Annotated in this window: 20 protein-coding genes; 4 read left to right on the plus strand and 16 right to left on the minus strand. The window is 66.5% G+C overall.

The genetic code is table 11. The annotated features are described in order from the left end of the window. Positions 1-27: 27 nt before the first annotated feature. From LRX77_RS02845 to deoC, 5 genes are all read right to left on the minus strand, one after another. Positions 28-1749, minus strand: a complete 1722-nt coding sequence (locus tag LRX77_RS02845) for a ribonuclease J (RefSeq protein WP_231831328.1) — start codon at positions 1747-1749, stop codon at positions 28-30. A 177-nt stretch (positions 1750-1926) separates the two neighbouring features. Continuing rightward, entirely contained in the window at positions 1927-2919 is a 993-nt protein-coding gene (dapA, locus tag LRX77_RS02850) for a 4-hydroxy-tetrahydrodipicolinate synthase (protein ID WP_231831329.1), read from the minus strand. Positions 2920-3932: 1013 nt separating this feature from the next. After that, positions 3933-4424 carry a hypothetical protein gene (locus tag LRX77_RS02855; protein WP_231831330.1) on the minus strand — a complete coding sequence of 164 codons (492 nt, stop codon included), beginning with the start codon at positions 4422-4424 and terminating at the stop codon, positions 3933-3935. 1 nt (position 4425) lies between these two features. Next, entirely contained in the window at positions 4426-5136 is a 711-nt protein-coding gene (gene dapB / locus LRX77_RS02860) for a 4-hydroxy-tetrahydrodipicolinate reductase (RefSeq protein ID WP_231831331.1), read from the minus strand. Positions 5137-5179: 43 nt separating this feature from the next. Next, a complete protein-coding gene (gene deoC / locus LRX77_RS02865) occupies positions 5180-6139 on the minus strand; it encodes a deoxyribose-phosphate aldolase (RefSeq protein WP_231831332.1) in 960 nt (319 codons plus the stop codon). Positions 6140-6198: 59 nt separating this feature from the next. Between deoC and LRX77_RS02870 the strand changes: the two genes are divergently transcribed. Then, on the plus strand, positions 6199-6921 hold the full coding sequence (locus LRX77_RS02870) for a GntR family transcriptional regulator (RefSeq protein ID WP_231831333.1): 723 nt from the start codon (positions 6199-6201) through the stop codon (positions 6919-6921). A 35-nt stretch (positions 6922-6956) separates the two neighbouring features. Then, positions 6957-7346, plus strand: a complete 390-nt coding sequence (locus LRX77_RS02875; RefSeq protein WP_231831334.1) for a TM2 domain-containing protein — start codon at positions 6957-6959, stop codon at positions 7344-7346. Positions 7347-7366: 20 nt separating this feature from the next. Here LRX77_RS02875 and LRX77_RS02880 read toward each other — a convergent pair whose 3' ends face one another. Next, positions 7367-8866 carry a multicopper oxidase family protein gene (locus tag LRX77_RS02880; protein WP_231831335.1) on the minus strand — a complete coding sequence of 500 codons (1500 nt, stop codon included), beginning with the start codon at positions 8864-8866 and terminating at the stop codon, positions 7367-7369. Between the two features lie 2 nt (positions 8867-8868). Next, on the minus strand, positions 8869-10245 hold the full coding sequence (locus LRX77_RS02885) for a M16 family metallopeptidase (RefSeq protein WP_231831336.1): 1377 nt from the start codon (positions 10243-10245) through the stop codon (positions 8869-8871). Between the two features lie 101 nt (positions 10246-10346). Here LRX77_RS02885 and LRX77_RS02890 point away from each other — a divergent pair, with 101 nt between their 5' ends. Both LRX77_RS02890 and LRX77_RS02895 read left to right on the plus strand, forming a co-directional pair. Beyond that, entirely contained in the window at positions 10347-11513 is a 1167-nt protein-coding gene (locus LRX77_RS02890; RefSeq protein WP_231831337.1) for an FAD-dependent oxidoreductase, read from the plus strand. 78 nt (positions 11514-11591) lie between these two features. Further along, positions 11592-12311, plus strand: a complete 720-nt coding sequence (locus LRX77_RS02895) for a TetR/AcrR family transcriptional regulator (protein WP_231831338.1) — start codon at positions 11592-11594, stop codon at positions 12309-12311. A gap of 9 nt (positions 12312-12320) precedes the next feature. Here LRX77_RS02895 and LRX77_RS02900 read toward each other — a convergent pair whose 3' ends face one another. The 9 genes from LRX77_RS02900 to rpsO all read right to left on the minus strand — a co-directional run bounded on the left by LRX77_RS02900 (position 12321) and on the right by rpsO (position 25919). Next, positions 12321-12980, minus strand: a complete 660-nt coding sequence (locus LRX77_RS02900; RefSeq protein WP_231831339.1) for a biliverdin-producing heme oxygenase — start codon at positions 12978-12980, stop codon at positions 12321-12323. Positions 12981-13081: 101 nt separating this feature from the next. Then, a complete protein-coding gene (locus LRX77_RS02905) occupies positions 13082-14830 on the minus strand; it encodes a hypothetical protein (protein ID WP_231831340.1) in 1749 nt (582 codons plus the stop codon). A 152-nt stretch (positions 14831-14982) separates the two neighbouring features. Further along, positions 14983-18159, minus strand: a complete 3177-nt coding sequence (locus LRX77_RS02910) for an immunoglobulin domain-containing protein (protein ID WP_231831341.1) — start codon at positions 18157-18159, stop codon at positions 14983-14985. Between the two features lie 41 nt (positions 18160-18200). After that, complete coding sequence (locus LRX77_RS02915; protein ID WP_231831342.1) at positions 18201-19415, minus strand: EGFR-like transmembrane domain-containing protein; 1215 nt, start codon at positions 19413-19415, stop codon at positions 18201-18203. Further along, positions 19412-20248, minus strand: coding sequence for a heme ABC transporter ATP-binding protein (locus LRX77_RS02920; protein WP_231831343.1), 837 nt, complete (start codon positions 20246-20248; stop codon positions 19412-19414). The genes LRX77_RS02915 and LRX77_RS02920 overlap by 4 nt, the downstream gene beginning before the upstream one ends. 20 nt (positions 20249-20268) lie before the next feature. After that, positions 20269-21378: a FecCD family ABC transporter permease gene (locus LRX77_RS02925; protein ID WP_231831344.1), complete on the minus strand. Its 1110-nt coding sequence runs from the start codon at positions 21376-21378 to the stop codon at positions 20269-20271. Next, a complete protein-coding gene (locus LRX77_RS02930) occupies positions 21375-22334 on the minus strand; it encodes a heme/hemin ABC transporter substrate-binding protein (protein WP_231831345.1) in 960 nt (319 codons plus the stop codon). The genes LRX77_RS02925 and LRX77_RS02930 overlap by 4 nt, the downstream gene beginning before the upstream one ends. 752 nt (positions 22335-23086) lie before the next feature. Next, positions 23087-25309: a polyribonucleotide nucleotidyltransferase gene (locus LRX77_RS02935; protein WP_231831346.1), complete on the minus strand. Its 2223-nt coding sequence runs from the start codon at positions 25307-25309 to the stop codon at positions 23087-23089. Between the two features lie 340 nt (positions 25310-25649). Further along, entirely contained in the window at positions 25650-25919 is a 270-nt protein-coding gene (gene rpsO, locus LRX77_RS02940) for a 30S ribosomal protein S15 (protein ID WP_158030926.1), read from the minus strand. Positions 25920-25928 lie beyond the last annotated feature (9 nt).

A 25928-nucleotide genomic window follows, 5' to 3' on the forward strand; every position in this document is an offset into this window, starting at 1 on the left:
GGAAGAGTCCGGGCGGCAGAGACGAGATCAGTCGCTCTCTGTGACGATCTCGACGTCGTCGATCGACTCGGCGGGAAGCACGATCGGAACGATCATGGGCTTGCGCCGCAGCCGCTGGCTGACCCAACGGCCGACTGTGCGACGCACGACCTGCTGCATGACGTGCGGGTTGCGCTCGCCCTCGGCATAGACGTCGGCGATCGCACGCTCGACCCTGGGCACGACGTCATCGAACACCTTGTCGTCTTCGGCGAGACCGCGTGCCTGAATCTCTGGGCCGACGACCAGGTGGCCGTCGGTCAGGTTGATGCCGATGATCACCGTGATGAAGCCCTCGGCGCTCAGCGTGCGACGGTCTCGCAGGTCGGCCTCGGTGATCTCGCCCACCGACGAGCCGTCGACGAAGATGTGGTCGTTGCGGTACTGACCGGTGATCTTCGCCCGACCCTTGGCCAGGTCGATGACCGAACCAGAGTGCGCCACGACGACGCCTTTGGGGTTCACCCCGGTCGAGGCCGCCAGCGCGGCGTTGGCGTGCAGATGGCGAACCTCGCCATGCACCGGCATCGCCATGTGCGGGCGCACCACGTTGTACCACTGCAGCAGCTCGCCCGAGTTGCCGTGCCCTGAGACGTGCACCTTGGCGTTGCCCTTGTGGATGACGTCGGCGCCCTTCTCGATCAGCTTGTTGATCAGGCCTGAGACGGCCGTCTCGTTGCCCGGGATCAGTGACGAGGCGAGCAGGACGGTGTCGCCACTCTCGACGGTGATCGAAGGATGGGATCCGTTGGCGATGCGAGACAGCGCCGCAAGCGATTCGCCCTGCGAACCGGTGCAGATGTAGACGAGCTTCTCGCGCGGCATCTTGCCGGCCTTCTTGAGGTCGACCAGGGCGTTGTCCGGAATGTTGAGATAGCCCAGCTCGCGGGCGATCGTCAGGTTGCGCAGCATGGAACGGCCGACCAGAACGATCTTGCGTCGCGCCTTGATCGCGGCGTCGGCGATCTGCTGCACGCGGTGCACGTGCGATGAGAACGTCGATACGATCACCTGCTGCTTCGCCTCGCTGATCACTCGTCGAATGGCGGGGCCGACGCTGCGCTCTGAGTCGGAGTGCCCCGGAACCTCGGCGTTGGTCGAGTCCATCAGCAGCAGGTCGACGCCCTCGGCGCCGAGACGTCCCAGACCTTGGAAGTCGGTGACGCGTCCGTCGATCGGCGTCTGGTCGACCTTGATGTCACCAGTGTGCAGCAGCGTGCCCGCCGGTGTGTGCATGGCGACGGCGAGGCAGTCGGGAATCGAATGGGTCACGGTGAAGAACTCGAGCACGAACTCGCCGACGGTCAGCTTGTCTCGCGCCTCGACGACGATCGACTCCGGGGTGATGTGGTGCTCTTTGAGCTTCGCCTCGGTCAGGCCGAGCGTCAGACGCGAGCCGATCAGCGGAATGTCGTCGCGCAGCTTGAGCAGGTACGGCACCGCACCGATGTGGTCTTCGTGACCGTGCGTGAGCACGAGCGCTTCGACGTCGTCGAGGCGATCGGCGATCGGTGCGAAGTCGGGCAGGATGAGGTCGACGCCGGGCTGCGAGTCTTCAGGGAAGAGCACGCCGCAGTCGACGATGAGCAGACGACCGTTGAGCTCGAACGCCGTCATGTTGCGTCCGACCTCGCCGAGGCCGCCCAGAGGGATGATGCGCAGGGTGTCTTTGCGCAGTTTCGGTGGCTGGTTGATGACTACAGCGGACAAATCCGACCTTCCATGGGCACACTCGTGCCCTTGCTTCTTGCGGCTCCAACGTGGAGACTCGCGTCTTCATGGCCGTGCCTCGTGCACGACCCGTACATCTGTCGTCGCCAGAGCCTGCGAGAGGCTCGCGATCAGTCTGCGCTGACTGCACCGTGCGTCATGCGCAGGCAGATCGGCTCAGGCGTTGCGACGTGCCGCGCCGGGAATGCGCGGCAGTGCCCCACCGGCCGCTGCGTTGCGGTCGGGGCGGAAATCGGTGAAGTCGACGCCGGGAATGCTCTCGACCGCGTCGATGTCGGCCTCGATGAGTGCGGCCTCGGCGTCTTCCGGGCCGACCAGCGGCAGCCGCACACGCGGGCTGCCGATGCGCCCGAGACCATGCAGGATGTACTTCGTCGACACCGTGCCCGGAATGTGCGTCATGGTCGCGCGCACCAGCGGCTCGAGGTCACGATGCACGGAGAGCGCCGTCGCGAAGTCGTTGGCGTTCACTGCGTCGAACATCTTGCGGTAGGCGGCCGACACGATGTTGGCGGTGACGCTCACGACGCCCACCGCGCCCAGCGCGGCGTGGGCCAGCGCATGCGTGTCGTCGCCGGAGTAGTAGGCCAGGCTGGTCTCGTTCAGCACGCGCGAGACTTGTGCGAAGTCGCCCTTGGCGTCTTTGACCGCGACCACGTTGGGGTGCTTCGCAGCGCGCACGATGGTCTCGTAGGTGAGCGGGATGCCGGCGCGCCCGGGGATGTCATAGAGGATGACCGGCAGGTCGGTGGCGTCTGCGACCATGCGGATGTGCGTGAGCACGCCCGACTGCGTCGGCTTCAGGTAGTACGGGGTCACGAGCAGAATGCCGTCTGCGCCTGCAGCCTCAGACTCTCGGGCCAGCTGAATGGCGTGTGCCGTCTCATTGGACGGCCCGCCCGAGATGATGCGAGCGCGGCCCGAGGCCACCTGCTTCGCTGTGCGCACGAGCTGGATCTTCTCGGCATCGGTGAGCGTCGACGTCTCACCGGTCGTACCGCTGACGACGATCCCGTCGGCTCCCTGAGTGACGCAATCGTCGATCAGCGCCTCGACCCCGGCCCAATCGACCTCGCCGTCAGCGCGCATGGGAGTGACGACGGCGACCAGCACCTGGCCGAGCTGATTGATGATCTCTGTCTGTGGCATCACCTCAGTTTACCTCGAAGGCACCCGACCGGCCACATTTCACTGTGCCCCAGCCGAAAGGTCCGGGAGGGACGGCGTGTGCCCCACGCAGAAAGGCACATAGACGTGTGCTTTCACCGGGAAAGGCGTATGCCTTCACAGAGAAAGGCTTCTAGTAAGGGTCCGTGTAGTCTCCTGGGTAGATGCGCGGGGAAACTGAGCAGGGGGACGCCGGAAATCACGAAGGGACTCGCGAGAGAACACCGTGCAGCGGATCGGGCCAGGAAAGCATGCCGCCACAAGACTGCGTGCCACCTGCCCATGGGTCTCAGAGTCTGTTCTGGAGTGCACTCTCGATGGTGGTGATGGCCGCGACTTGCCGGCGCCTGACCGCGAGTCAGGTGTCGTCCGAGGAAGCACGACTGGAACCTGCCGAGGCACTGGCTTCTGGAACAAACGACCGGTTCCAACCGAGCACACACCACCGCCCCCAGCGCAAGCACAACCAGAACCCGATCGAGGCACAGACTCCTGAGACAAACCACCGATTCCAACCGAGCACACACCACCGCCCCGTTCACGGCAAGCACAACCAGAACATCCCGAGCACGCGCAACCGGCCGCCCAGAGCAAGCACAACCAGAACATCCCGAGTATGCACTGCCGAAGCCTGCAGGACAGGTCGATCGGCGCAGGCTTCGGCCGAAGTCGTGCAGCAGAAGTACCGGGTCATCCCACGGTGGCTCTCCATCATCCACGATGACGAGACTCCCCTCCCCGCCCACAGCAATTGACACCATGCTTGGGGACTCACGCGAAGATGCTCGACTCCGCAGTGCCGCTCGGCGGCACCAAACAAGAACCACAATCCCAGCAGGAGCAAACACGCCGAAGAGGAGCACGAGCTACAGTCTGAGCGCTCCCGCTTGGTGCGAATGCTCCTGCACTGCACAAGCGCTCCTGCACGCTTGAAGTGCTCCGGCACGACACAAGTTCCTGCAGGGCACGAGTGCTCCTGCACGGTTGGGCGCAGGTCAGCCGCGCTGAGCCGCACCCGGCTGAGGAGATCTGCGCTCGGCGCGGATGGCCCGCACAATGGTGCGCCGACCGTCGGATCGATGACCGGCGGCATCCTGCATGAGGCCCAGGCGCAGGAGATCCTGCCAGGTGGCGCGCTCTCCGGCCTGCTCGACCACCCCGGAGAGTGCGCCGACGCGCTGTGCGGCGGCGTCGCGATCGGCTCTGCCGCTCGGGCTCAGCGGCAGGTCGTCAGTGGGGAGCCCCCCCTCGTGCGACAGCCTCGCGATGAGCCGGTTGGCGCACACGGCGAAGCGGATCTCGGCGTAGATCACGTAGACGCCGAGCAGCGGAAAGAGCAGCAGGACGACGCCCATCGTCTGCGCGATCGGGTCGTGCAGGCCGATCAGCAGGAAGGCCCGCTCGAACACCGTGAAGATGTACAGAGCGAGAAAGACGATCATGACGATCGCCAGGGTCAGCGCCCGCGACTGTGCGTGACGATCCATCTCAGAGCCCGATGACGTCGGCGAGGCCGATGGTCGTCCCGGTCTGCTCGTGTGCGAAGACGATGCTGCGCGCGATACCGTCACGGTAGGCGTCGATGCTCAGCGTGTCATGCCGAAGCGTCAGCGTCTCAGCGGTGCCGCCGAAGATGACCTGCTGCACGGCGTCGACTCCCTGCAGGCGCAGCGAGTGCACCGGTATGCCGTCGACCAGCTGGCCACGAGCGGTCTGATCAGTGTTGGGCTGCGCATAGGGCCCGTGGGCGGCGGCGATGAGTTCGGCCGTGCGAACCGCGGTGCCCGACGGTGAGTCCTTCTTGCGGGCGGGGTGCGCCTCGACCACCTCGACCGAGTCATAGAGCGGTGCGGCGAACTGCGCGAGCTTGGTGGCCAGCGCCGAGCTGACCGAGAAGTTCGGCACGATCACCAGCGAACTGCGGTCGGCCCGGTCGGCGACCTCGGCGATGCGCTCGGCGTTCCATCCCGACGTGCCGACGACCACGTCGATGCCATGGGCCAGCGCGTGCTCGACGATCTTTCGACTGGCGTCATAGATCGTGAAGTCGACCACGACGTCGGCGCCGTCCATCTCGTTCAGCGGGCTGTGCGAATCAAGCGTGGAGTGCAGCGCGAAGCGGTCGTCATTCTCGATGATGTCGGCGACAAGCCGTCCCATGCGCCCGGTGGCGCCGGTGACAGAGATGTTGAGAGTCATGCGTTCAGTGTAGTGCGGGCCGCCGCCGTGTCCGGCGATGCGGTCAGCGCAGCGGCTCGAGCGTGCGCAGAACGTCATCGAGCAGTGCCGATGCGCCGAAGCGCAACGACGCCGGGGTGACGAACGAGTCACCACAGATCACCCGCGCCAAGCGCAGGTAGGCCCTGGCCTGCTCCACCGCGCGCACGCCTCCGGAGACCTTCACCCCGACGGTCTCGCCGGTCTCTTCACGCCAGTGCGCACTGGCCTGCAGCAGCACGGCGGCAGCCTCCGGAGTCGCTCCGGCCTGCCCCTTGCCGGTCGACGTCTTGACGAAATCGGCGCCGGCGAGCAGCGCGATGATCGCGGCATGGAACACGGAGTCGTAGCTGGGCAGCTCTCCCGTCTCGAGAATGACTTTGAGATGCGCACGGGTGCCGTCGCCGCGCTCCACCAGGCGTCGTGCGGCGAGCACCCAGTCGTAGACCCGCGCATAGCGCTCGCTGAGCAGCGCACCGCGGTCGATGACGATGTCGATCTCGTCTGCCCCTGCGGCCACGGCGTATTCGACCTCGGCGGCCTTCGCCGCGAACGGCGACCGACCATGCGGAAACCCGCCGGCCACGGCTGCGAGCGCGACCGGGGCATCCGCCGCATCATCGAGCGCGACCCGAGCAGCACCCACCAGGTCGGCGTGCACGCAGACCGCGGCCGTCGCGGGCAGCAACGCCGGCCGCACGAGATCGGCCTCGGGCGAGACCGCACGTCGCACCAGAGCCGCCACGCTCTCGGGGGTGTCGTTCGCCGACAGGCTGGTCAGGTCGATCAGCGAGGTGATCAGCCGCAGTTCGTCAGGTGTCACCGCGTCGCTGCTCGCGCTCTGGGTCTGCTGTCGCACCCACGGCGTCAGCTGGGCCGGGTCGATATGCGGCAGCGAGCGCAGCAGCGTCGAGATGCGTGCGTCGGTGGCCGGCCCGTCGAGCAGCTGCGCCGAGCGCTCCAGGATGCGATCGAAATCTGACATGCACGTCATTCTAGGCGGGCGGCCCGGCCCGGTCGACGCCGCCGGGTACGATGATGGGCATGCAGAGACCCCGTTCCGTTCCGCTGAAGCACGAGCGCATCGCCGACGCTCTCGCAGCCGACATCCAGGCCGGGGTCTTCGCCGCCGACGAGCCGCTGCCCAGCGAGGCCGCGCTCGGTCGGCGTTTCGCTGCGAGCCGCAACACGGTGCGTCAGGCACTGGCCGCACTGACCGATCTGGGGCTCATCACGACGCGACCGGGCGTCGGCTCGTTCGTGACGTTTCATCCGGTGGATGCCGAACCTGCGCTGGGCTGGGCGAACGCGATTCAGCAGAAGGGTGCGGTCGGTCACGTTCGACTGCTCTCGATTCAGCGGGTGGCAGCTTCGGAACTGCCGGCCGGGCTGCTCGGCTCGCTCTCAGCACCGGCCGACCAGCTGCTGCGCATCGAGCGGGTGCGGCAAGTGGTCGGGGCGCGCACGATCTCGCTCGAGCGATCGCTGGTGCCGGCTGTCGCCGAGCTCGACGGACTGACCGAGCGGGGTCTGGTCGACGACTCGATCATCGCGACTCTGCGCGAGGCCGGTCTGGTCGCGGCGTCTGGCGAGCAGTGGGTCGACGTCGGTGCGCTCGGCGAGCGCGATGCGCAGTTGTTCGGCGGTGCCGCCGGATCGAGCGTTCTGGTGTCGCGCTGCGTCACGCGAGCAGCCGACGGCACGCTGGTCGAGTATGCCGAGTCGCTGATGGACCCCGGCTATTTTCGCCTGCATCTGACTTTCTGACGCGCCCCGGCCCGGTGCTCTTCTAGGCTGGAGACATGACGAATCCAGACCTGCCCAAGTTCGACCCGCCAGCCTACCCGTCGACGCCCGCTCCCCCGCCCTACGGAGCACCGGGTCAGACCTACGGGGCACCGGGACAGGCCCCGTACCCGGCGCCCTACCAGCCGGTCGCCCAGTACAAGAGTCGCATCGCCGCCGGCCTGTTCGGCATCTTCTTCGGCACCGTGGGGGTGCACAACTTCTACCTCGGCAAGACCGGGCTCGCCGTAGCACAGCTGCTCATCACCGTGCTGTCGCTCGGCATGCTCGCCGTCGTCTCCACGATCTGGGGCCTGGTCGAAGGCATCCTCATTCTGGCGAAGGCGCCCAACTACCGCACAGACGGCACCGGCCAGCCGCTGCACGACTACATGACCGAAGACTGAGCCGCGCGCCCACCAGTGCATCAGTGCTGGTGTGCGGCGGGCAGGCGCAGTGAGACGCCGCCTTCGGTTCCCGGTTCGACCACGACGAACTGCCCCATCATGCCTTCGTCTTCATGCCGCAGCAGGTGGCAGTGATACATGTAGGGCGTCAGCGGATCGGTGTCAGAGCCGAACTGCACAGCCAGGCGCACGCGTGTGGCGTGCGGCACGAAGACGGTGTCTTTCGGCCCGCGCATCCATTCAGGCGGTTCGGCGCCGTCGTACTCGACGACACGGAACGAGCAGGAGTGGATGTGAAAGTTATGCGGGTCGACGGTGTTCGCCACCCGCCATTCCTCGAGCGCCGATGCAGGAACGACTTCGTCGATGCGCTCCATGTCCATCGACAGCCCGTTGATGCGGTTGGCGTTGTCGAACGAGAAGTCGCGAGCCTTGCTGCCGACGGCAGGCGCACCGGCGGCCCGAGCGCCGGGCAGATCGGCTGCGAGCGGCGGCGAGGGCTGCAGCTGTTCGGCGGCGTCAAGCCTCAGCAGGTTGAAATCGGCGTTGTCGAGCACGTCGTTGCCGCCTTTGGCGCTGCGCAGCATCACCCGCTCGCCGGGCTGCAGCTCGATGACGATCTCGATGCGCTCGGCCGGGCTCAGCAGCACCTGCGTCGCGCTCACCGGCTGCTCCAGCAGCCCGGTGTCGGTGCCGATCACCGAGAAGGCGCGCTGATCGTCGCATTCGACGTGGTAAACGCGCGCGTTCGACCCGTTGACGATGCGCAGACGCACGCGTGTGGTCGTGACGGTGAAGTGCGGCAGCAGCGTGCCATTGACGAGAATGCTGTCGCCGAGCAGGCCGAACGCCGAGGCGTCGCCTGACATCGAGAGGTCTCCGTCTCTCGTGAACGAACGATCCTGCAGGATCACCGGCACGTCGTCGACGCCGTAGGTGCTCGGGACGCCGGCCCGGCTCACAGCGGGGTCGTCGATCAGAAAGAGTCCGGCCAGCCCTCGGTACACCTGCTGCGCAGTCTCGCCGTGCGGATGCGGGTGGTACCAGAGCGTCGCAGCCGGCTGGGTGATCGTCCAGTCAGGGTGCCAGTCGCCGCCGGCGTCGACCATCTGATGCGGGCCGCCATCCATTCTGGCCGGCAGCATCATGCCGTGCCAGTGCACGGTCGTGGCCTCGTCGAGGCCGTTGATGAAGTCGACCGCGACGTGCTCGCCGGGCTTCGCCCGCAGCGTCGGCCCCAGGTAGTCGCCGTTGTAGCCGGCGGTCTGCGCGGTCTTTCCCGAGACGAACTCGGTGCTGCCCCGTTGGGCGTGCAGCGCGAATCGGCGAATGCCTGCCGCGTCGACGGTGGCCGGCGCCTCAGCCGGGATGTGCAGCGCATTGGTGAATGCCTCTGCGTCAGCCGTCGACACGGCCTGCGAGCAGCCGGCCAGCGTCGACCCCATGGCCCCGATGCCCAACGCGCCGACGGCGATCAGCCCGGTGCGCTCGAGAAAGCCTCGACGACTGACTTCGGTCATCGTCAGTGCGCCTGTGCTGCCGAGCCCGTCGACTGGAGCTCACTCACCCGCAGTCGATCGGCGTCGATCGGCCCGACGGCGGCGATCTGCAGCGGCCCGGCGACGAGCTGGGTGGCGAGGTCGCGCACCTGCTCGGCGGTGACGTCGCGAATGCGCTCGATCGTCGCCGGCAGATCCCAGAGCTCCCCGAGCCCGATCTCTGACTTACCCAGACGCGTCATATGGTGCGAGCTGTCTTCGAACCCCAGCGTGATGCCGCCGGAGAGCTGTCCCTTGACACGCGCGAGCTCGGCAGAAGTCGGCCCCTGCTCGGCGAACCGGGCCATGACGTCCTGCATCAGACGCGCAACCTCAGGCGCCGAGTCGGGCCGGGTGCCGGCATACAGGCCGAACGACCCGGCGTCGGCGTACGTGCCTGCGAACGAGTAGACCGAGTAGGCGAGGCCGCGCTGCTCGCGCACCTCTTGGAACAGGCGCGAGCTCATGCCCCCGCCGAGCACGCCGTTGAGCACGCTGAGTGTGAAGCGGCGGTTGTCCCAGCCTGCGATGCCGCGCGTGCCCATGATCAGGTTGACCTGCTCGGCGTCGCGCTGACGCAGGTCGAAGCTCGGCTCGGCGAGTGCTGACAGCGAGCCGCGCGCGCGCCGCGGATGCAGGGCGCCGTGTGCGGATGCTCCCATGCCTCCGGCTGCGAGCGCCTCGCCGAGTCGGGCGAGCAGGTCATCGTGGTCGATGGCTCCGGCCGCGGTGACGACGATGTCTTCGGCGCGATAGTTCGCACGGTAATGCGCCCAGACGGCGTCGCGCCCGACCGCGCTGATCGACTCGGGAGTGCCGCCGATCGGGCGCCCCAGGCTCTCGCCGCGATACACGAGCGACGAGAAGAGCTCGTGCACGACGTCGGTGGGGTCGTCTTCGCTCATCGCGAGCTCTTCGAGAATGACCTTGCGCTCGCGCTCGAACTCGTCAGGGTCGATCACCGAGCTGATCACCATGTCGGTGAGCACGTCGACGGCGACTCCGAGGTCGGCGTCGCGCACCTTGGCATAGTAGCAGGTGTGCTCTTTGCCGGTCAGCGCGTTCGATTCGCCGCCGATCTCGTCGAAGGCCACGGCGATGTCCATGGCCGTGCGCGTCGGCGTGCCCTTGAACAGCAGGTGCTCGAGAAAGTGCGTCGACCCGAATTGCCCCTCGTGCTCGTCGCGTGAGCCGACCGGCACCCAGATGCCCAAGGTCACCGAGTGTGCGCCGGGCATGTTCTCGGTGAGCACCCGCACGCCGTTGGGCAGCACCGTTCGGCGCACGGTCGCGCCGCCGTCGAGGTCGAATGAGGAGTCGTCCACGTCAAGTGGAAGCGAAAAAGGAGAGGTAGTAGCCATCCCGCTGAGTCTAGTCGGCCGGCCGGCCTCCTGCCCCGCGATCCGGCTGCCCCGACGATCCGGCCGGGAATGGAATGGGGGCCGTCGTCGCTGAGATCGCTGTGTCAGAATTCGAGGCCTCCGATCGTTCGCTCCCTGTGCCCGCACGTGCGCCCGTCGTGGTCATCGGAGCCGGCCAGGCAGGTCTCTCGACCGCGTACTGGCTGCTGCGTCGTGGGCTGCGCCCGAACGTCGACATGGTGGTCGTCGACCGCGACGCGGATGCAGGCGGGGCCTGGCAGCATCGCTGGCCGGCCATGCGCCTCGGCGACGCACACCGCGTGCACGATCTGCCGGGCATGCGCGATCTCGGGCTCAGCTTCGAGACGGCAGAACGGCAGCGTCCCGCACGCGACGTGGTCGTCGACTACTACCGCGCATACGAGGCGCATTTTCGCCTGCAGGTGCACCACGGGCATCGGGTCGAGCGCGTCGCCCGGCTGCCTCGTGCCCGACAGACCGGGGCAGACCGCTTCGAGGTCGTCGGCACCAGCGCCGCCGGGCCGTTCCGCATTCGCGCACAGGTCGTCGTCAGCGCGGCGGGCACGTGGGGTGCGCCGTTTCTGCCCTGGTACCCGGGCCGAGACCGCTTCGCCGGCCGCCAGCTGCACACACACGACTACCGATCGGCCGAGGAGTTCCGCGGGCAGCGGGTCGGCGTCGTCGGCGGCGGCACATCGGCCATCGAGCATCTCGCCGAGCTCGACGGCGTCGCCGCCCAGACCTGCTGGTTCGCCAGGCGACCGGTTCGCATCGTGCCCACGCACGGTCTCAGTGCCGAAGCGGGCCGCGCATCCGTCGCCGCTGCCGACGAGGCCGCGCGCGCCGGTCGAACGCTGCCCAGCATCGTGAGCACGACGGATGTGCCGGTCTCGTCATACATGAGAGATCTGTACGAGCGCGGCGGGCTGCGGCCACAGCCGATGTTTCGCCGACTCGACGAGCACGGTGCGGTGCTGGTCGACGGCACACGCATCGCACTCGACGCCGTGATCTGGGACACCGGGTTTCGCCCCGATCTCAGGCACCTGACCGGGCTGGGCCTGCGGGAGCAGGCCGGTGGGATCAGAGTGGTAGACGGTGTCGCGCATCGCGATCCAGCCCTGATTCTGGCCGGCTACGGCCCGCAGGCCAGCACGATCACGGCCGAGCGTTCTGGACGCGTCAATGCGCAGGCGGCGCTGGATGCGCTGAGCTCGCCGCCGTCCGGGCTGCATCTCGGCCAGTGATAAGGCATGCCTTACTTTCATATGTCGTGAAGAGCCCGTACTTTACAATGAAGTCAGCTCGAATCCGGAAGGCATGAGATGACACCTCGCACCTATCGACGGGTCGAAACGCACGGCGCCGGCCCCACCGCATCAGGCTCGCACCGCAGTGCCCAGGCCATTCGAACGCGCGCCGAGCTGCTCTACGCCTCGGCCACCGCCATCGGCGAACGCGGCTACGAGGCGACGTCTCTGGCCGACATCACGGCCGTGCTGCACAAGCCGAAGACCGCTCTGCGCTATCACTTCGACACGAAGGCCGACATCGCGACCGCGCTGCTCGAGGCCGAGTTCGAGCGCTGGGAGACGATGCACGAGCTCGTCGACGACACCAATCGCACCGGGCTCGCCGGCCTCATCACGATGATGCGCACCTTTCTCGCAGACAACGGCACCGGGCCTTACCAGCGGGCCGCCATCTCGCTGCTGCTCGATGCACCGGTGCTCGATGTCACGCTGCCCGCCCCGCCGTTCACCGCACGGCAGCTCGTGGCCGAGTACCTGACCGAGGCTCTTGAAGACGGCGAGGTCGACGGCGCGATCGAGGTGAAGACTGCCAGCGACAGCATCGTCGACGCGACGCTCGGCGTCGTGCTGCGCTACCGGCTCGAGCCAGTCGTCGACCTCGAAGACAAGGCCGAATCGATTTGGAGCTGGTCTCTCATGGGGCTCGGCGTGAAGCGCCCGCATGTGCTGCTCGAGAAGTATCGGGCCATCGCACTGCCGCCGCACGACATCGAGACGAAGCGTCTGCTGTGATCGCGAGGGTCAGCGTGTGCGACCGAGGTCGTCGAAGAGGTCGGCGTTGAGCCGATACGCGCGCTTCGATTCGGCGACGAGCTGATCGATCTGCGCCGAGTCCAGGCCGAGATGGTCGATATGCTCGCGATAGGCCCGCTTGTAGCCGACCAGTTTGTCGATCTGGTCGAAGCGATAGAACGTGAGCTGGTCTTCGGTCGCACCGTAGTGCCGCGACATCATCGTCGCGATGACCTGCCCGCCCGAGAGATCACCGAGATACCGGGTGTAGTGCTGGGCCAGGTAGGGAACCATGTCGTTGTCGGCCGCGACGGTGCGCAGATGCTCGACGTATCGACGAGTGGCGGCGAGCGCCGGGTGCTCGGCGCGCCAGTCGAGAACGCCCAGTTCGGTGAGGTCGTGGCGTGCCGCAGCGAATCTGTGCAGTCGTGGATCATGCAGGAACTCAGGCTCCTCGCTTCGAGACATGCGGTTCTCCAGAGCCTCATAGACATAGGCGAGCTGGGCCAGATATCTGGTGTAGTCGGCGAGGGTGAGACGACCTTCGATGAGGTCGGCGATGAAGGTCTTCGTCTCGGCCGCAGAATGCTCGGCGACAGTCGCGTCGCGCAGCCGGGCCGAGGGAGTCGCAGCAGCCGGTCGTTCCCTGCTCGTCGCTGTCATGGTCATGGCACCTCATCTGTCTCTGTGTGTGGTCGTGCGCGCCACGAGCACTTGTTCGATTGAAAGAGCAACGCTCGTGTGTATGTTCTACCTTAGTCGCAATGCGGTCATCTTCGGCCACCCCGTCTGAGCAGCAGCAGGCTGGCCCCACCGGCGATCACGATCACTCCCCCGGCGACGATGAGCAGCGTGGTCCACAACGAGTCGCCGCTGCGCTGTTCTGGGGCAGCTGCCTGCTCCTCGGCCTCGGGCTGCTGCGCAGACGCCTGAGCAGCGGTGCCGCGCTGCATCGTGTGCACCGCGATCGTCTTTCCTGTGTTGCCGAAGAAGACGAAATATCGGTCGCCATCGTCGCCCTGTGGCAGCGCCGACGAGTCCACGACGAGGCGAACCTGCCCGTCGGTGACGGCGAAGCCCCCGACATACTGCGCACCCGGATAGGCCATAACGGTTCCCCCGGTGGCCTCCGCGTCATCCTCGGGCCAGGCGAATCCGAGAGCGAGCTGGTCGCCCCAGGCGAAGGAGTCTGCAAGTCCTGCCTCGGTGCCCTCGATCTGCTGCACCCGCCCATCCTGAATCGCGGCGGTCAGGTCGTCGATCGTCTGCAGCTGTGCGGGTGTGGCCGCCAGCGCGGAGGCTGCAGCCGGTGCCGAGTCCGTGCCCAAGGCCTCAGTTCGCCGTGGAGCCGTCGCGGTCTGAGGCTGCGAGTCGGCAGCCGGTGCGGGTGCCGGTTGTGCGGCGCTGTTCCCGCCGTCGCCCCCGGTGACACTGTTCACCGTCACCTGTTGCGTGACGGGTGCGTTGCCATAGCGAACGGTGACGGGCGCAGCCACCTTGTTCGCATCGGCTGCGCCGTTCGAGGAATACCAGTACGCACCCTGACCGGTGGCCTGCTGAAAGCTCACGAAGTCCTGTGGGAAGGAGCCCTGTGGATTGCCCGTCTCGTTCAGCACCGTGCCCGAGTCGTCCTTCACCCTGACGCCTTCGTAGTCGGGGAGGATGTCGAACCCCACGGCCTCTTGATCAGTCGTGTCGGCCCGTCGAAGTGCCCCCTCCGCGAGCGCGGCACGGCCTTTCGCCTTGTCGAACGTCGCCAGAGTGATCTCTCTCGGTTCGACCGGCCTCCACTGCGTCATGTCCTCCATCGACGATGCGAATCCGCTGCCGGTCGCAGTGATCTTCGCACTGCCGTCGGCGTTGACGGTGAGCTTGGGATCTGCTGCGTACCAGAATGTCAGCCCGTTGTAGTACGCGACGGTCCATGCGCCGTGCCATTGGATGGTTCCCGCGCCAGTGCGCCAGTCGACGCTGCCGGTTCCGCCAGAGATCTCGATGCGGTTGTGGCTGTAGTCTCCGTCGTCTTTGTGCACGCCGGAGACGAGCTTGGTTCCGTTCGCCGACTGACAGCGATCGGCGAACGTCGAGTCGACGCGTGTCTTGCGGTCTGCCGACGGCCTGGTCACGCGCACGTTGCCGGCACCGTTCTGACGAGCCGTGTCATAGGCGGCCTCATCGATCTGCTGACTGCCGCGTCCGGGATCGGGCACCTTTCCGGCAACGAGGAAGTTGCAGCTGCCGGGCATGAACGCACCGTTGCCTGACTCGTTGTTCATCTCCCAGGCAAAGCTCGCATCCTCGATCGCAACGAGATTGCTCTCGGGTTTCACCGCCGTCACCGCGGCCTGGGCAAACGCGCCGCCGCCGACTCCAACCGCCAGCAGCGTCAGCACTGCAGCGACACCACGCCCCCGGCGCCGCCTGCGCGAGGCGACCGCGGCATCCGCCCGCGGTTCTGGCCGCCGCTGACCGCTCGACTCTGACTCGTTGCGTGCCGACTCGTTCATCTGCTTGCCCATCAACCGTTCTGTTCCCTCGAAATGTGACCGGTGCTGTGCCACCAGTCGAGAAGACCGGGGTGCGACCCGCATCGCAGATCGCACCCCAGCTCATTCATCTGTCTGGTCTCTTGTCAGCTGCTGTCCTGCCAGTTGACAAGAGGCCAGTGCGATCAGTGCTGAGACGCCTGATCGTCACGACGGCGACGAGCACGGGTCAGCAGCAGGCCGCCGGCCAGCAGCGCGAGGCCGATGGCACCTCCGGCGATCCCCTGACCGGTTCGGGCGAGCTGCTGCTCCGAGGTCTCCTGCTCCGAGGTCTCGGTCTTCGCCTGACCGCGCGTCGTTTCATCGCCGACGACCGGATTCGCCCCGTCCTCGTCGCTGTCTGCTGCCGGGGGCGTGGCCTTCTTGGCCTCGACCGTGAGCTTGGCTGCCTGCGCAGACACGGTGCCGCTCTCGTTCGTCGCCACGAGGCGGTAGCTCTCGCCGTTCTGGGCGAGCGTCACCGCTTTGAGGGTCAGAGCAGACTCGGTGGCACCCTCGACGTCGGCCCAGTTCTGACCGTCGGTCGAACGCTGCCACTGCAGCTTCGGTGCCGGGGCCCCGCTGACCTCGGCGCTGAACGTGACATCGTCGCCCTCGACTGCCGTCTGGTCGGTCGGCTGCGACTGCACGACGGGCTTCTCTGGGTAGAGCGCATCGAACTGCGCCGTCGTGATGCTGACCGGGGCTTCGGCCAGCAGGGCAGGCTGATTCGGCGACTGGGGCAGGCCGTGCGCGTTCCAGACGATGATCTTGTACGACTGGTCGCGAGACAGCCGGGGCTGCCCTTCGTCATCTTTGGCCGCCACCTGCAGTGTCGTGGTGAACGTGCCGTCGGCGAGGGCACCGGGGCCGAACTTGGTGACGTACTGCACACCGAGATGGCCATCGGTCGCCGTGATGGTGTTTAGGTCGACGTCTGCCGGAACCAGCGCGGCATAGACGCCGGCCGAGTCCTTCCACACTTTGCTGCCATCGCTCCAGTACTGCGGCAGATCGGTCGGCACGAACCCGCTGCCATCGACCTGTACCTGCAGCAGATTCTGCGCCGGTGCGGTCGAGACGCTGCCGGTCACGCCGGCGGCGAGCCTCGGGGTCGCGATGACGGGGTCGGAGACGGCGGATGCTGCCGACGCGCCGAGGTCGTTGGCCGCCGTGACCGTCGCGGTGTAGGCGACCCCCGGAGCGACGAGTCCGTCGAACACGCTGCTCGTGGCGTCGGCAGCGGCCTTGGCCGTCTGCGGGGCGCTGCCGTCAGCCGGCGTCAGTGTGACCGTGTAGCCGGTGACCGCCGAGTTGTTCTCGGCCGGCTTCTGCCAGGAGACCTCGACGACCGAGGTCTTCGACTTCGTGACCGTGGGCTTGGCAACCGCTGTGGGCACGTCGTTGACGACGAGCCTCGCCGGGTCGGTGGTGACACCGGCAGCGCTGGCGGGATTCGTGAAGACGGCCCGGTACTGCGTGTCGTTCTGCGCGATGGTCGCCGCATCGATCGTCAGATGCGTGGTGACGGTGGGGCGCTGCGACGTCGTGGTGACCGAAGTCGCGGGAACGTCAGTCCAGTCTGCGTCGCCCGTCTTGCTCTGCCATGTCGCGGCAGGCAGAGGGAGGCCTGTCGCCGTCGCGGTGAAGGTCGCCTGCTGTCCTGCGCGCGCGGTCGTGCTCTCGGGCTGGCCGGTGATCTGCACAGACTCGGGGAAGACCTGATCCCACTGCTCGTCGGTCACCGAGATGTCCCGCCGATCGATGACGGCGTTGCCGGTCGGCATGCCATGTGCGCGCCAGATCAGCACTTGATAGGTGCGGGTGCGGTCCAATTTGTCTGCGGGAGCTTTCAGCTGGGTTGTGAATGCACCGTCCACGATGTCTTTCTGAGCGATCCATTTCGCCTCGCCGATGAATCCAGAGGCCTCATCGATCGTGGCCAGGTCAGTGGCCGAGTCGATGACTGCGGCGTAGACGCCGTTGTTCAGGAATGCGCCGACCGAGGAATCCGGCAGGTTCGTGTAGTTCGTGCCGGCGACGGTGATGCCGAGCCCGGTCGTATCGGTTGAGTCGACCGTGACTGCAGTGACCGGCGTGGCCGCCTGCTGCACGGTGAGCGTCGCTGCGGTGCTCGTCGCCGTGCCGATCGTGTTGGTCAGCACAGCACGGTACTGGGTTCCCGAGGCGGTGAGCGCGGCCGAGCTGACTGTGAGCGTCGTGGCCGTGGCACCGGCGACGTCGCCCCAGTCAGACGTGCCGACCTTGGACTGCCACTGCACGGTCGGCTGTGGAGTGCCCGCAGCTGCGACGGTGAACGTGGCGTCTCTGCCCTCGACCACGGTCGCGTCGGCCGGCTGTGCGGTGATCGTCGGGGCAATGCCCTTCGCCTGCGCCGTGTACCCGACGGTCACCGCAGTCGCGGGTTTGTTCGGGTCGGCACCGCCATTCGACGAGTACCAGTAGGAGCTCTGCCCGGTGAGCTTCTGAAAGTCCACGAAGCTCTGCGGGAACGATCCCTGGGGGTTGCCCGAGGGGTTGAGCACCTGCCCCGTGTCATCTGTGACCTGCACGCCCTCGTACTGCGGCGTGATCGGCTTGCCGTCCTTCGTCGTCACACCCGTCTCGGTGACTTTCACCGAGCCGGCGGAGAAGTCGGCGAGGGTGATCTGCCGGTCGGGGATGCTCACCCACTGCGTCATATCTTCCATCGACGAGCCGAACCCGCTGGCCGTCGCCGTGATCGTCGCGCTGCCGTCGGTGTTCACGGACAAATGCGGATCAGCGGCGTACCAGAGGGTGAGGCCGCTGTAGTAGACGACCGTCCATGATCCCCGCCAGGCGATGTCGGCGGTGTTCTTGACCGAATCGATCTCGCCGGTGCCCTTGGTGAGGTGCACCTCGTTCAGGCTGTAGTCATTCACATCGGCGTGGGCTCCGGCTGCGACTCTCTTGCCGTTGACCGACAGGCAGCTGTTCTCCCACGTCGCCGGTGAGAGCGTGCCCTGCAGGTCGGGTTTCAGCACGCTGGCGTTGCCGGCATCCGTCGCTCCGTCATAGCCGGCCTTGGTCAGCTGGGTGTTGCCCGTGCCCGGATTCGGGATCTTGCCTGCGACCAGGTAGTTGCAGCTGCCGGGCATATACCCGCCGTTGCCCGACTCGTGGTTCATGCCCCAGGCGAACGTCGCATCGGACACGGTCTTGGAGTCATCCGCCGCCGAGGCGAACGTGGTGCCGGCGATGGCACCGCCGATGGCGAGGACGGCGGAGAGGCCGACTGCCAACGCGCCGCGCACGGGGCGCGGTCGTCCTGTTCTGTACATGTGTGCTCTCTTTTCTGTGTGGGTGTGAGAAGTCATGGCGGTCAGTCCTCTTGAGCAGGCTGTCTGCGGCGCCTGCGCAGCAGCACGAAGATCAGCAGAGCGATCACCAGCAGCGCGATGACGCCGACGACGACTGCGGCGATGATCAGCGGCGTGTTCGGGGCGGGCTGCTCATCGGTCGTGCTGACCGCGCCCGTCTGACCGGACGTATCGAAGGTCGTCCATCCGGTCACATCGCCTTGCGCGTTGACGGCGACGAGACGGTGCTCGCCGTCGGCGACGTCGTCGGGAAGTCGCACATCGAACTCTCCGACCGAGTTCGGCTTGGACCATCCGGTGAACCGGGGGTCGGACATCACGAAGAATCCCGTCCACGAGGCAGGGTCGGCCGCGGCATCGGTGACTTTCAGCTGGGTGTCTCTGACGGTGACTTGGAGGTCTCCCCTGTTGTCATCGGTCAGAGCCGCAGGGTCAGGGCTGGTCGGCACAGTGGCCGGTCGCGCATCGGCTGCGTCAGGCGCTGTCACACCTGCTGAGCCTCCCGTGGCCTGCTGTTCGAGCGTCTTTCCCTGTGCCGACGTCTGGCCGGTCGTCCCGGCCTGCACGTCGACCTTTCTTCCCGAGTCAGAGATGTGCTGAAAGCTGATGGGGGTGAACGACTCGTTCGCCGGCTCTTTGACGCCGTGGGCGCCGACGGTCATGATGCCGCACTGCGTCTCCAGGCAGTTCACGCTGCCCTTGTTGCCGTCTCGATCGCTGTACTGGAACGTCGGACCGGGAACCATGAGTTTCGCATGCCATGTGCCGTCGGCGTTCAGCAGACCGCCATTGGCGGCGTACTGCGTCTCGCTGCCGGGAAAGCTCACGAAGAGCATGTAGCCGGTCGGGTTGGACTCATCGTCGTAGACGTACTTGCGGTCGATGCCGTCCACTCCGCCGGTGCTGGGCTTCCAGTTCTGCCCGGCCCAGCCGAAGAGCACGTAGACCCCGCCGAATCCGTTCTTCTTCGACACGAATCCGCTGCCCGACACATCGAGCGTCGTCAGATACTGGTTGTCTGCGACATTGACGAGGTCGGGTCGCCCCTCGACTGTGGCGACGACGGTCGGGCCGGCGGCCTGTGCCGGTTCGGCCGGCAGCGGTACCGCTGCGGCGCCCACTGCGATCAGGCCGACGGCGGCAAGTGCGAGGCCCCGCAGGATGCGACCGAGATGACCCGAATGACGCCGTGTCGCTGCACGCGCTGAGTTCTTCACGCTGATTCCTCTCGTGAGTTTAGGGAAGATCCGGCCCCGCGACGCGGCAGCACCAGCGGCTGCCGAGTGCGTGGATGCTCGATCACGTCGACCGGATACCGGTAGACGCGGCTGAGGCGTTCGGCCGTGAGCACGTCGCTCGGGGCTCCCGCTGCCGTCACCGTGCCGTGCTCGAGCAGTGCGATCCGATCGGCATAGGCCGCGGCGAGGTTCAGATCGTGCAGCACGATGACGACGGCGTCGCCGGACTGGGCACGCTCGCGTGCGATGCCGAGCACTTCTTCTTGATGACGGATGTCGAGTGCCGCGGTGGGTTCGTCGAGCAGCAGCACACCGGTGCGCTGAGCCAGCACTCGTGCGAGCGACACACGGGCGCTCTCTCCTCCAGAGAGCGACGGAAAGATCCGTGCGCTGAAAGTCGATGTCTCAGTGCGCGCCATCGCCTCGGCGACGGCGGCCTCGTCTTCGGCTTCGCGAGGCGTGCGGCGCCACGGCGCGCGCCCCATCTCGATCACTTCCAGCACGGTGAACGGAAAGGCCAGTGAATTGTTCTGGGTGAGCACGGCTCGAGCGCGAGCCTGTTCGCCGAGTGGCCACTCGCCGAGTTCCCGCCCGTCGAGGCGCACCACCCCGGTCGACGGGATGTCGCCGCTCAACGCCCCGAGCAGCGTGGACTTGCCCGCACCGTTCGGGCCGACCAGCGCAAGCACCTCGCCGGCGCGCACCACCGCATCCACATGATCGAGAATGGTGCGACCGCCCAACTCGACCGAGAGATCGCAGGCTTCGAGGGCGGCCTGCCCGATCGGCGTGCGCCTCGGCAGAGCGATCATCCGGGCACTCATCAGACCGATCATCCCCAGCCTCCTGACGTGCGCCGCGTGCGCCGCAGCAGCCAGAAGAAGAAGGGGCCGCCCACCAGTGAGGTGAGCATGCCGATGGGCAGATCGGCGTACGTCACCGCGGTGCGCGCGACCAGGTCTGCGACTTCGAGCAGCAGCGCACCTCCGAGCATGCTGGTGATCAGCAGCGGGCGATGCGCCGGGCCCAACAGCATGCGCATCAGATGCGGGATGACCAGCCCGACGAACGAGATGATGCCGGCGAACGAGACCGCGGCCGAGGTCAGCACGGCGACCACCACGATGCCGATCACGCGCAGCACTTCGACGTTCACACCGAGGTGTCGTGCCGAACGCTCGCCGAGCGAGAGCAGATCGAGTCGACGGGTGAAGAGAAACGTGCAGGCGATGCCGATCACGACCAGCGGGGCCACTGCCGCCACCTGCACCCATCGGCTGCCGTTCAGGCTGCCCAGCTGCCAGAACACGATCTGCTCGCGCGCAGACTGGTCGCTGACGAACGTCAGAAAGGCGAGTGCGGCCCCAGCGAACGCGTTGACTGCGACGCCGGTCAGAATCAGGGTGACCACCTCGGTGCGGCCGCCCGATCGAGAGAAGGCGTACACGATCAGCGTCGTCGCCAGACCGGACACGAACGCCATGACCGGAACGGTCCACTCGCCCAGCAGAGCGATGTTGAAGACGATGGCCGTGCACGCGCCGACTGCGGCGCCGCTCGAGACCCCGACGACGCCCGGGTCTGCAAGCGGGTTGCCGAAGATGGCCTGCATGATGAGGCCGGCGACCGCGAGCGCGGCTCCCACGATGAGCGCCATCACGACGCGCGGCAGGCGGATGCTCCAGAGCGCGGCTGCAGCGTTGGGATGCGTCACCTCATGGCCGATGTCGATGCCGAGCCCGTGCAGCAGAATCTGCACGACCTCTCCCGCAGGAATGCGCAGTTGTCCGGAGCCGACGGAGATGACGCCGAACACGACGAGCAGAACGGTCAGCACGACGATGGCGACGGCTGCTCGCGCGTGGCGCGGCTGGGCGGCTTCGAGGGGTGGACGAGACGACTGTCGAGGCTTCGTGCCTGTGGTCAGCGGCGAGGTCTTCATCGGCCGTCCCTGCGGGTCGAGTCGTCGGTCGTCTCTGCAGCCGGCGTGTCATCCGGGGCGTACACCGCACGGGCCAAGGCGTCGAGAACGTCTGCGGTGCGCGGACCATAGCTCATGATCTCGGTGTCGGACATATCGACGATGCGGCGGTTCTGACCCGCTGGAGTGCTGGCCACCGCCGGTACGCGTTCCAGCAGCCCGTCGACGCCGCCGACCGATTCCAGACCCTTGGTCATCATGAGGATGAGATCAGGCTTCATCTGGACCAGCGCCTCGGCGTTGATCGGCTTCATGCCCTTCCAGTCGACCTCCCGCGCGACGTCCACCCCACCGAGGGCGTCGATGAGCGAGTCCACGCCTGAGCCCTCGCCGAACATGTAGTAGATGCCGGCATTCCCACGCACGTACAGGAAGACCATGCGCACGCGGTCAGCCTCGTTCTGCGGCCTGATGGCGGCGATCTCCTGCGTCTTCGCCGTGATCTCGGCAGACAGGCGATCCGCGAGACGCTGCCCTGTCTGCGCAACGCCCAGCGCGGCGGCCACCTGCATCACGATCTCGCTGACGTTGCCCATATTGCGTTCTGAATCGACGAAGACGACGGGGATGCCGGCATCTTTCATCTGCATGAGGGTGTCCCAGGGCCCGAGGGTCGTATCGGTGACGATCACGGTGGGAGCGAGATCGAGGATGGCTTCGCCGTTGAGCTCGTGGCCATTCTGCGTCACCAGCGGAAGATCTGCGGCTTCGCGGAACCCCGTCGAAATGTCTCGCCCCACGACTCTGTCGCCGAGTCCGAGGCCGAAGACCGTCGCTGCCAACGACCCGTACAGGTCAAGGGCCAGAATGCGGGTGGTGTCCGTTACGGTGACGGATGCGTCCTGGCTGTCGGTCACGGTCGCCGGCAGCTGCTGCTGCGGGTCGGTCTCGATCGGCGTGATCGAGGTCTGGGCCATCCTGGCCGTGGACTCGCCGAAGTGGTTGCGCGGATTGCTCAGAGCATCGAGCGATGACAGCGGTGAAAGGGCAGCCTCTGCTGCCTCTTGATCACCACTCGTGTGTTGTGTGACGCCCGAACAGCCCGACAGGGCCACAGCCACAGCCACACCTGTTGCCCCGAGCACACGCCCGAGGTGGCCTGCAGCACGCGTTGAACGCCGCCGAGATCTCCCCAGAATGTGAGGAATACCCCAGTTCATCTGGGCAAACATCGTTGTCTCTCTCTCCGGTCCGGCATTCGACAGGCAGTGCACGGCAGTCTGGGAGATCACCGTCTTGCACACACAGACCAATCTAAGGCTTACCTCAGCCGCACCATTGGAGTTTAGGCAACGATCGTAGCTGTCGTCAACCGTTCTGCATTCTCGCAGACGTCTTCGCATGAGGCGCTGACCGTCTCGTGCTCCTGCATGCAGACATGCCAGATGCCCCGGACCATGCGAGACATGCAGAGTCTCCCGATTCGATCGGCAGAGAGCCCTCCGGGTGACGACCGCCCGAATCAGATGCGGCGACACCACCCCTGCCGAGCGCGTCGCGCAGACGCAGAAGAGCCCCACCAGACATTGTCTGGTGGGGCTCTTCTGCGACCGTCGGCAGCGCCTTGGTCAGGCAGCAGTGCCGAGTCGGCACTGCTGCGCGGTTATGCGCGGCCGCCCGACCGCAGCAACCGCAGCGACGGCACCGGCAGCCGAACGATCAGCGACTCCTACTCGGCGTCAGCCGCAGCGGCATCCTCTTCGATCACGGGGATCAGCGACAGCTTGCCACGATCGTCGACCTTCGAGATCTCGACCTGCACCTTCTGACCGACCTGCACGACGTCGCCGACCTGGCTGACGCGCTTGCCGTCGTTGAGCTTGCGCAGCTCTGAGATGTGCAGCAGACCGTCACGGCCGGGCATCAGCGAGATGAACGCGCCGAAGTCAGCGAGCTTCACGACGGTGCCCAGGTAGCGCTCTCCCACCTCGGGGATGGTCGGGTTGGCGATCGCGTTGACCGCGGCGCGCGCAGCGTCGGCCGAAGGCCCGTCGGCGCTGGCGATGTAGACCGTGCCGTCGTCTTCGATCGAGATGTCGGCGCCGGTGTCTTCCTGAATCTGGTTGATGATCTTGCCCTTCGGGCCGATGACCTCGCCGATCTTGGCGACAGGCACCTGCACCGTGATGATGCGCGGTGCGGTCGGCGCCAGCTCGTCGGGCTCGGAGATCGCCGAGTTCAGCACGTTGAGAATCGTCAGACGAGCCTCTTTGGCCTGCGTCAGCGCACCGGCCAGCACTGATGCGGGAATGCCGTCGAGCTTGGTGTCGAGCTGAATCGCGGTGATGAAGTCGGCTGTGCCGGCGACTTTGAAGTCCATGTCACCGAGCGCGTCTTCGGCACCCAGGATGTCGGTCAGCACGGCGTACTCGGTGTGGCCGTTCTCTTCGTGGCTGATCAGCCCCGAAGCGATGCCGGCGACCGGCGCGCGCAGCGGCACACCGGCGTTCTGCAGAGCGAGCGTCGACGCGCAGACCGAGCCCATCGAGGTCGAGCCGTTCGACCCGAGTGCCTCAGAGACCTCGCGAATCGCGTAGGGGAACTCCTCGACGCTGGGCAGCACGGGCACCAGGGCGCGCTCGGCGAGCATGCCATGGCCGATCTCGCGACGCTTCGGGCTGCCGACACGACCGGTCTCGCCAGTCGAGTAGGGCGGGAAGTTGTAGTGGTGCATGTAGCGCTTGCGCGTGACAGGCGACAGCGAGTCGATCTGCTGCTCCATCTTGAGCGTGTTCAGCGTGGTCACACCCAGGATCTGCGTCTCGCCGCGCTGGAAGAGCGCCGAACCGTGCACGCGAGGCAGCACAGCCACCTCGGCGTCGAGCGCGCGGATGTCGCGCAGCCCGCGGCCGTCGATGCGCACGCCCTCGTTGATGATGCGACCGCGCACGATCTTCTTGGTCACGGCCTTGTACGCCGCACCGATCTGCTCGTACTCGTCTTCGTCGATCTCAGGAGCCAGACGCTCCTTGATGCTCGCCTTCAGCGCGTCGTCAGCATCCTGCCGCTCAAGCTTGTCGGCGATCTGGTAGATCTTGGCGAGCTCGTCATGAGCCAGCTTCTCGACCTTCTCGTACAGGCTTGCGCTGTAGGGAGGAAAGAGCGTGAACTCGGCCACCGGCTTGGCCGCCTGACGGGCGAGCTCTTCCTGAGCTTCGACCAGCTGGCGGATGAACGGCTTCGCGGCCTCGAGCCCCTGGGCAACGACCTCTTCGGTCGGCTTCTGCGCGCCGGCCTCGATGAGATCCCACGAGTTCTCGCCGGCCTCGGCCTCGACCATCATGATGGCGACGTCTTCGCTGCCGTCTTCGGTGACGACCTTGCGACCGGCAACAGCCATGTCGAACACGGCCTGGTCAAGCTGCGACTGCTTCGGGAACGCGACCCACTGGCCGTCGATCAGTGCGATGCGAACGCCGCCGATCGGGCCCGAGAACGGCAGACCGCCGATTTGGGTGGATGCGCTGGCCGCGTTGATCGCGAGGGTGTCGTAACGCTCGTCGGGGGCGATGGTCAGCACCGTGATGATGACCTGCACCTCGTTGCGCAGCCCCTCGGCGAACGAGGGACGCAGCGGGCGGTCGCACAGACGCGCGACGAGGATGGCGTCAGTCGTGGGGCGGCCCTCGCGACGGAAGAACGAGCCGGGGATGCGCCCTGCGGCGTACATGCGCTCTTCGACGTCGACGGTCAGCGGGAAGAAGTCGAAGCCCTCTTTCGGCTTCTTCGACACGGCGGTCGTCGACAGCAGCGTGGTCTCGTCGTCGAACGTGACGAGCACGGCGCCGGCGGCCTGCTGCGCGAGACGGCCGGTCTCGAAACGGATGGTGCGCTTGCCGAACTTGCCGTTGTCGATAACGGTCTCGGCGTACGTGATTTCTGGACCCTCCAAGGGGTGCTCCTTTACCTGATACGTGCAAGCAGGCAGGACGGGCACGAGCAACGTATGGTGCTGATCAACAGTAGAAAACCTCGGACGGACGTTCCGAAACTCACCACCGAAGATCAGCGCCTGAACGGCTCACCTGCACGGTTTTGATTTGTGAGTGGCTCTCAGCGAACCACGCCCCAGTCTAGCAGAGCACACCGCAGACGAACGGAGCGCACCTCTCGCGCATGAGGCCTGGACCGCAGACGCAGAGAGCCCCGAGCGAACCAGAGGGTTCGTCCGGGGCTCTCGACCTGAAGAAGGCAGGCGGCGCCTGCGCATTCCGGCAGAGGTCAGTCGAGACTCAGCGGCGCAGGCCGAGACGCTCGATCAGCTTGCGGTAACGATCGATGTCGACCTTCTGCAGGTAGCCGAGCATGCGACGGCGCTGGCCGACGAGCAGCAGCAGGCCACGACGTGAGTGGTGGTCGTGCTTGTGCTCTTTCAGGTGCTCGGTGAGGTCGGTGATGCGACGGCTCAGCAGCGCAACCTGCACCTCGGGTGAGCCGGTGTCACCCTCGTGCGTCGCGTACTCGCTGATGATCTGCTGCTTGACATCAAGTGCCAGTGCCATGGTGATTCC

The sequence above is a fragment of the Pseudoclavibacter sp. 13-3 genome (assembly GCF_021168475.1).
Lineage (GTDB): Bacteria > Actinomycetota > Actinomycetes > Actinomycetales > Microbacteriaceae > Pseudoclavibacter_A.

Coding starts and splice junctions, on each gene's coding strand:
- dapA (WP_231831329.1), bottom strand. CDS start 2,919: ATGCCACAGACAGAGATCATCAATCAGCTCGGCCAGGTGCTGGTCGCC.
- LRX77_RS02855 (WP_231831330.1), bottom strand. CDS start 4,424: ATGGATCGTCACGCACAGTCGCGGGCGCTGACCCTGGCGATCGTCATG.
- dapB (WP_231831331.1), bottom strand. CDS start 5,136: ATGACTCTCAACATCTCTGTCACCGGCGCCACCGGGCGCATGGGACGG.
- deoC (WP_231831332.1), bottom strand. CDS start 6,139: ATGTCAGATTTCGATCGCATCCTGGAGCGCTCGGCGCAGCTGCTCGAC.
- LRX77_RS02870 (WP_231831333.1), top strand. CDS start 6,199: ATGCAGAGACCCCGTTCCGTTCCGCTGAAGCACGAGCGCATCGCCGAC.
- LRX77_RS02875 (WP_231831334.1), top strand. CDS start 6,957: ATGACGAATCCAGACCTGCCCAAGTTCGACCCGCCAGCCTACCCGTCG.
- LRX77_RS02880 (WP_231831335.1), bottom strand. CDS start 8,866: ATGACCGAAGTCAGTCGTCGAGGCTTTCTCGAGCGCACCGGGCTGATC.
- LRX77_RS02885 (WP_231831336.1), bottom strand. CDS start 10,245: ATGGCTACTACCTCTCCTTTTTCGCTTCCACTTGACGTGGACGACTCC.
- LRX77_RS02895 (WP_231831338.1), top strand. CDS start 11,592: ATGACACCTCGCACCTATCGACGGGTCGAAACGCACGGCGCCGGCCCC.
- LRX77_RS02900 (WP_231831339.1), bottom strand. CDS start 12,980: ATGACCATGACAGCGACGAGCAGGGAACGACCGGCTGCTGCGACTCCC.
- LRX77_RS02905 (WP_231831340.1), bottom strand. CDS start 14,830: ATGGGCAAGCAGATGAACGAGTCGGCACGCAACGAGTCAGAGTCGAGC.
- LRX77_RS02910 (WP_231831341.1), bottom strand. CDS start 18,159: ATGTACAGAACAGGACGACCGCGCCCCGTGCGCGGCGCGTTGGCAGTC.
- LRX77_RS02920 (WP_231831343.1), bottom strand. CDS start 20,248: ATGATCGCTCTGCCGAGGCGCACGCCGATCGGGCAGGCCGCCCTCGAA.
- LRX77_RS02925 (WP_231831344.1), bottom strand. CDS start 21,378: ATGAAGACCTCGCCGCTGACCACAGGCACGAAGCCTCGACAGTCGTCT.
- LRX77_RS02930 (WP_231831345.1), bottom strand. CDS start 22,334: ATGGCCCAGACCTCGATCACGCCGATCGAGACCGACCCGCAGCAGCAG.
- rpsO (WP_158030926.1), bottom strand. CDS start 25,919: ATGGCACTGGCACTTGATGTCAAGCAGCAGATCATCAGCGAGTACGCG.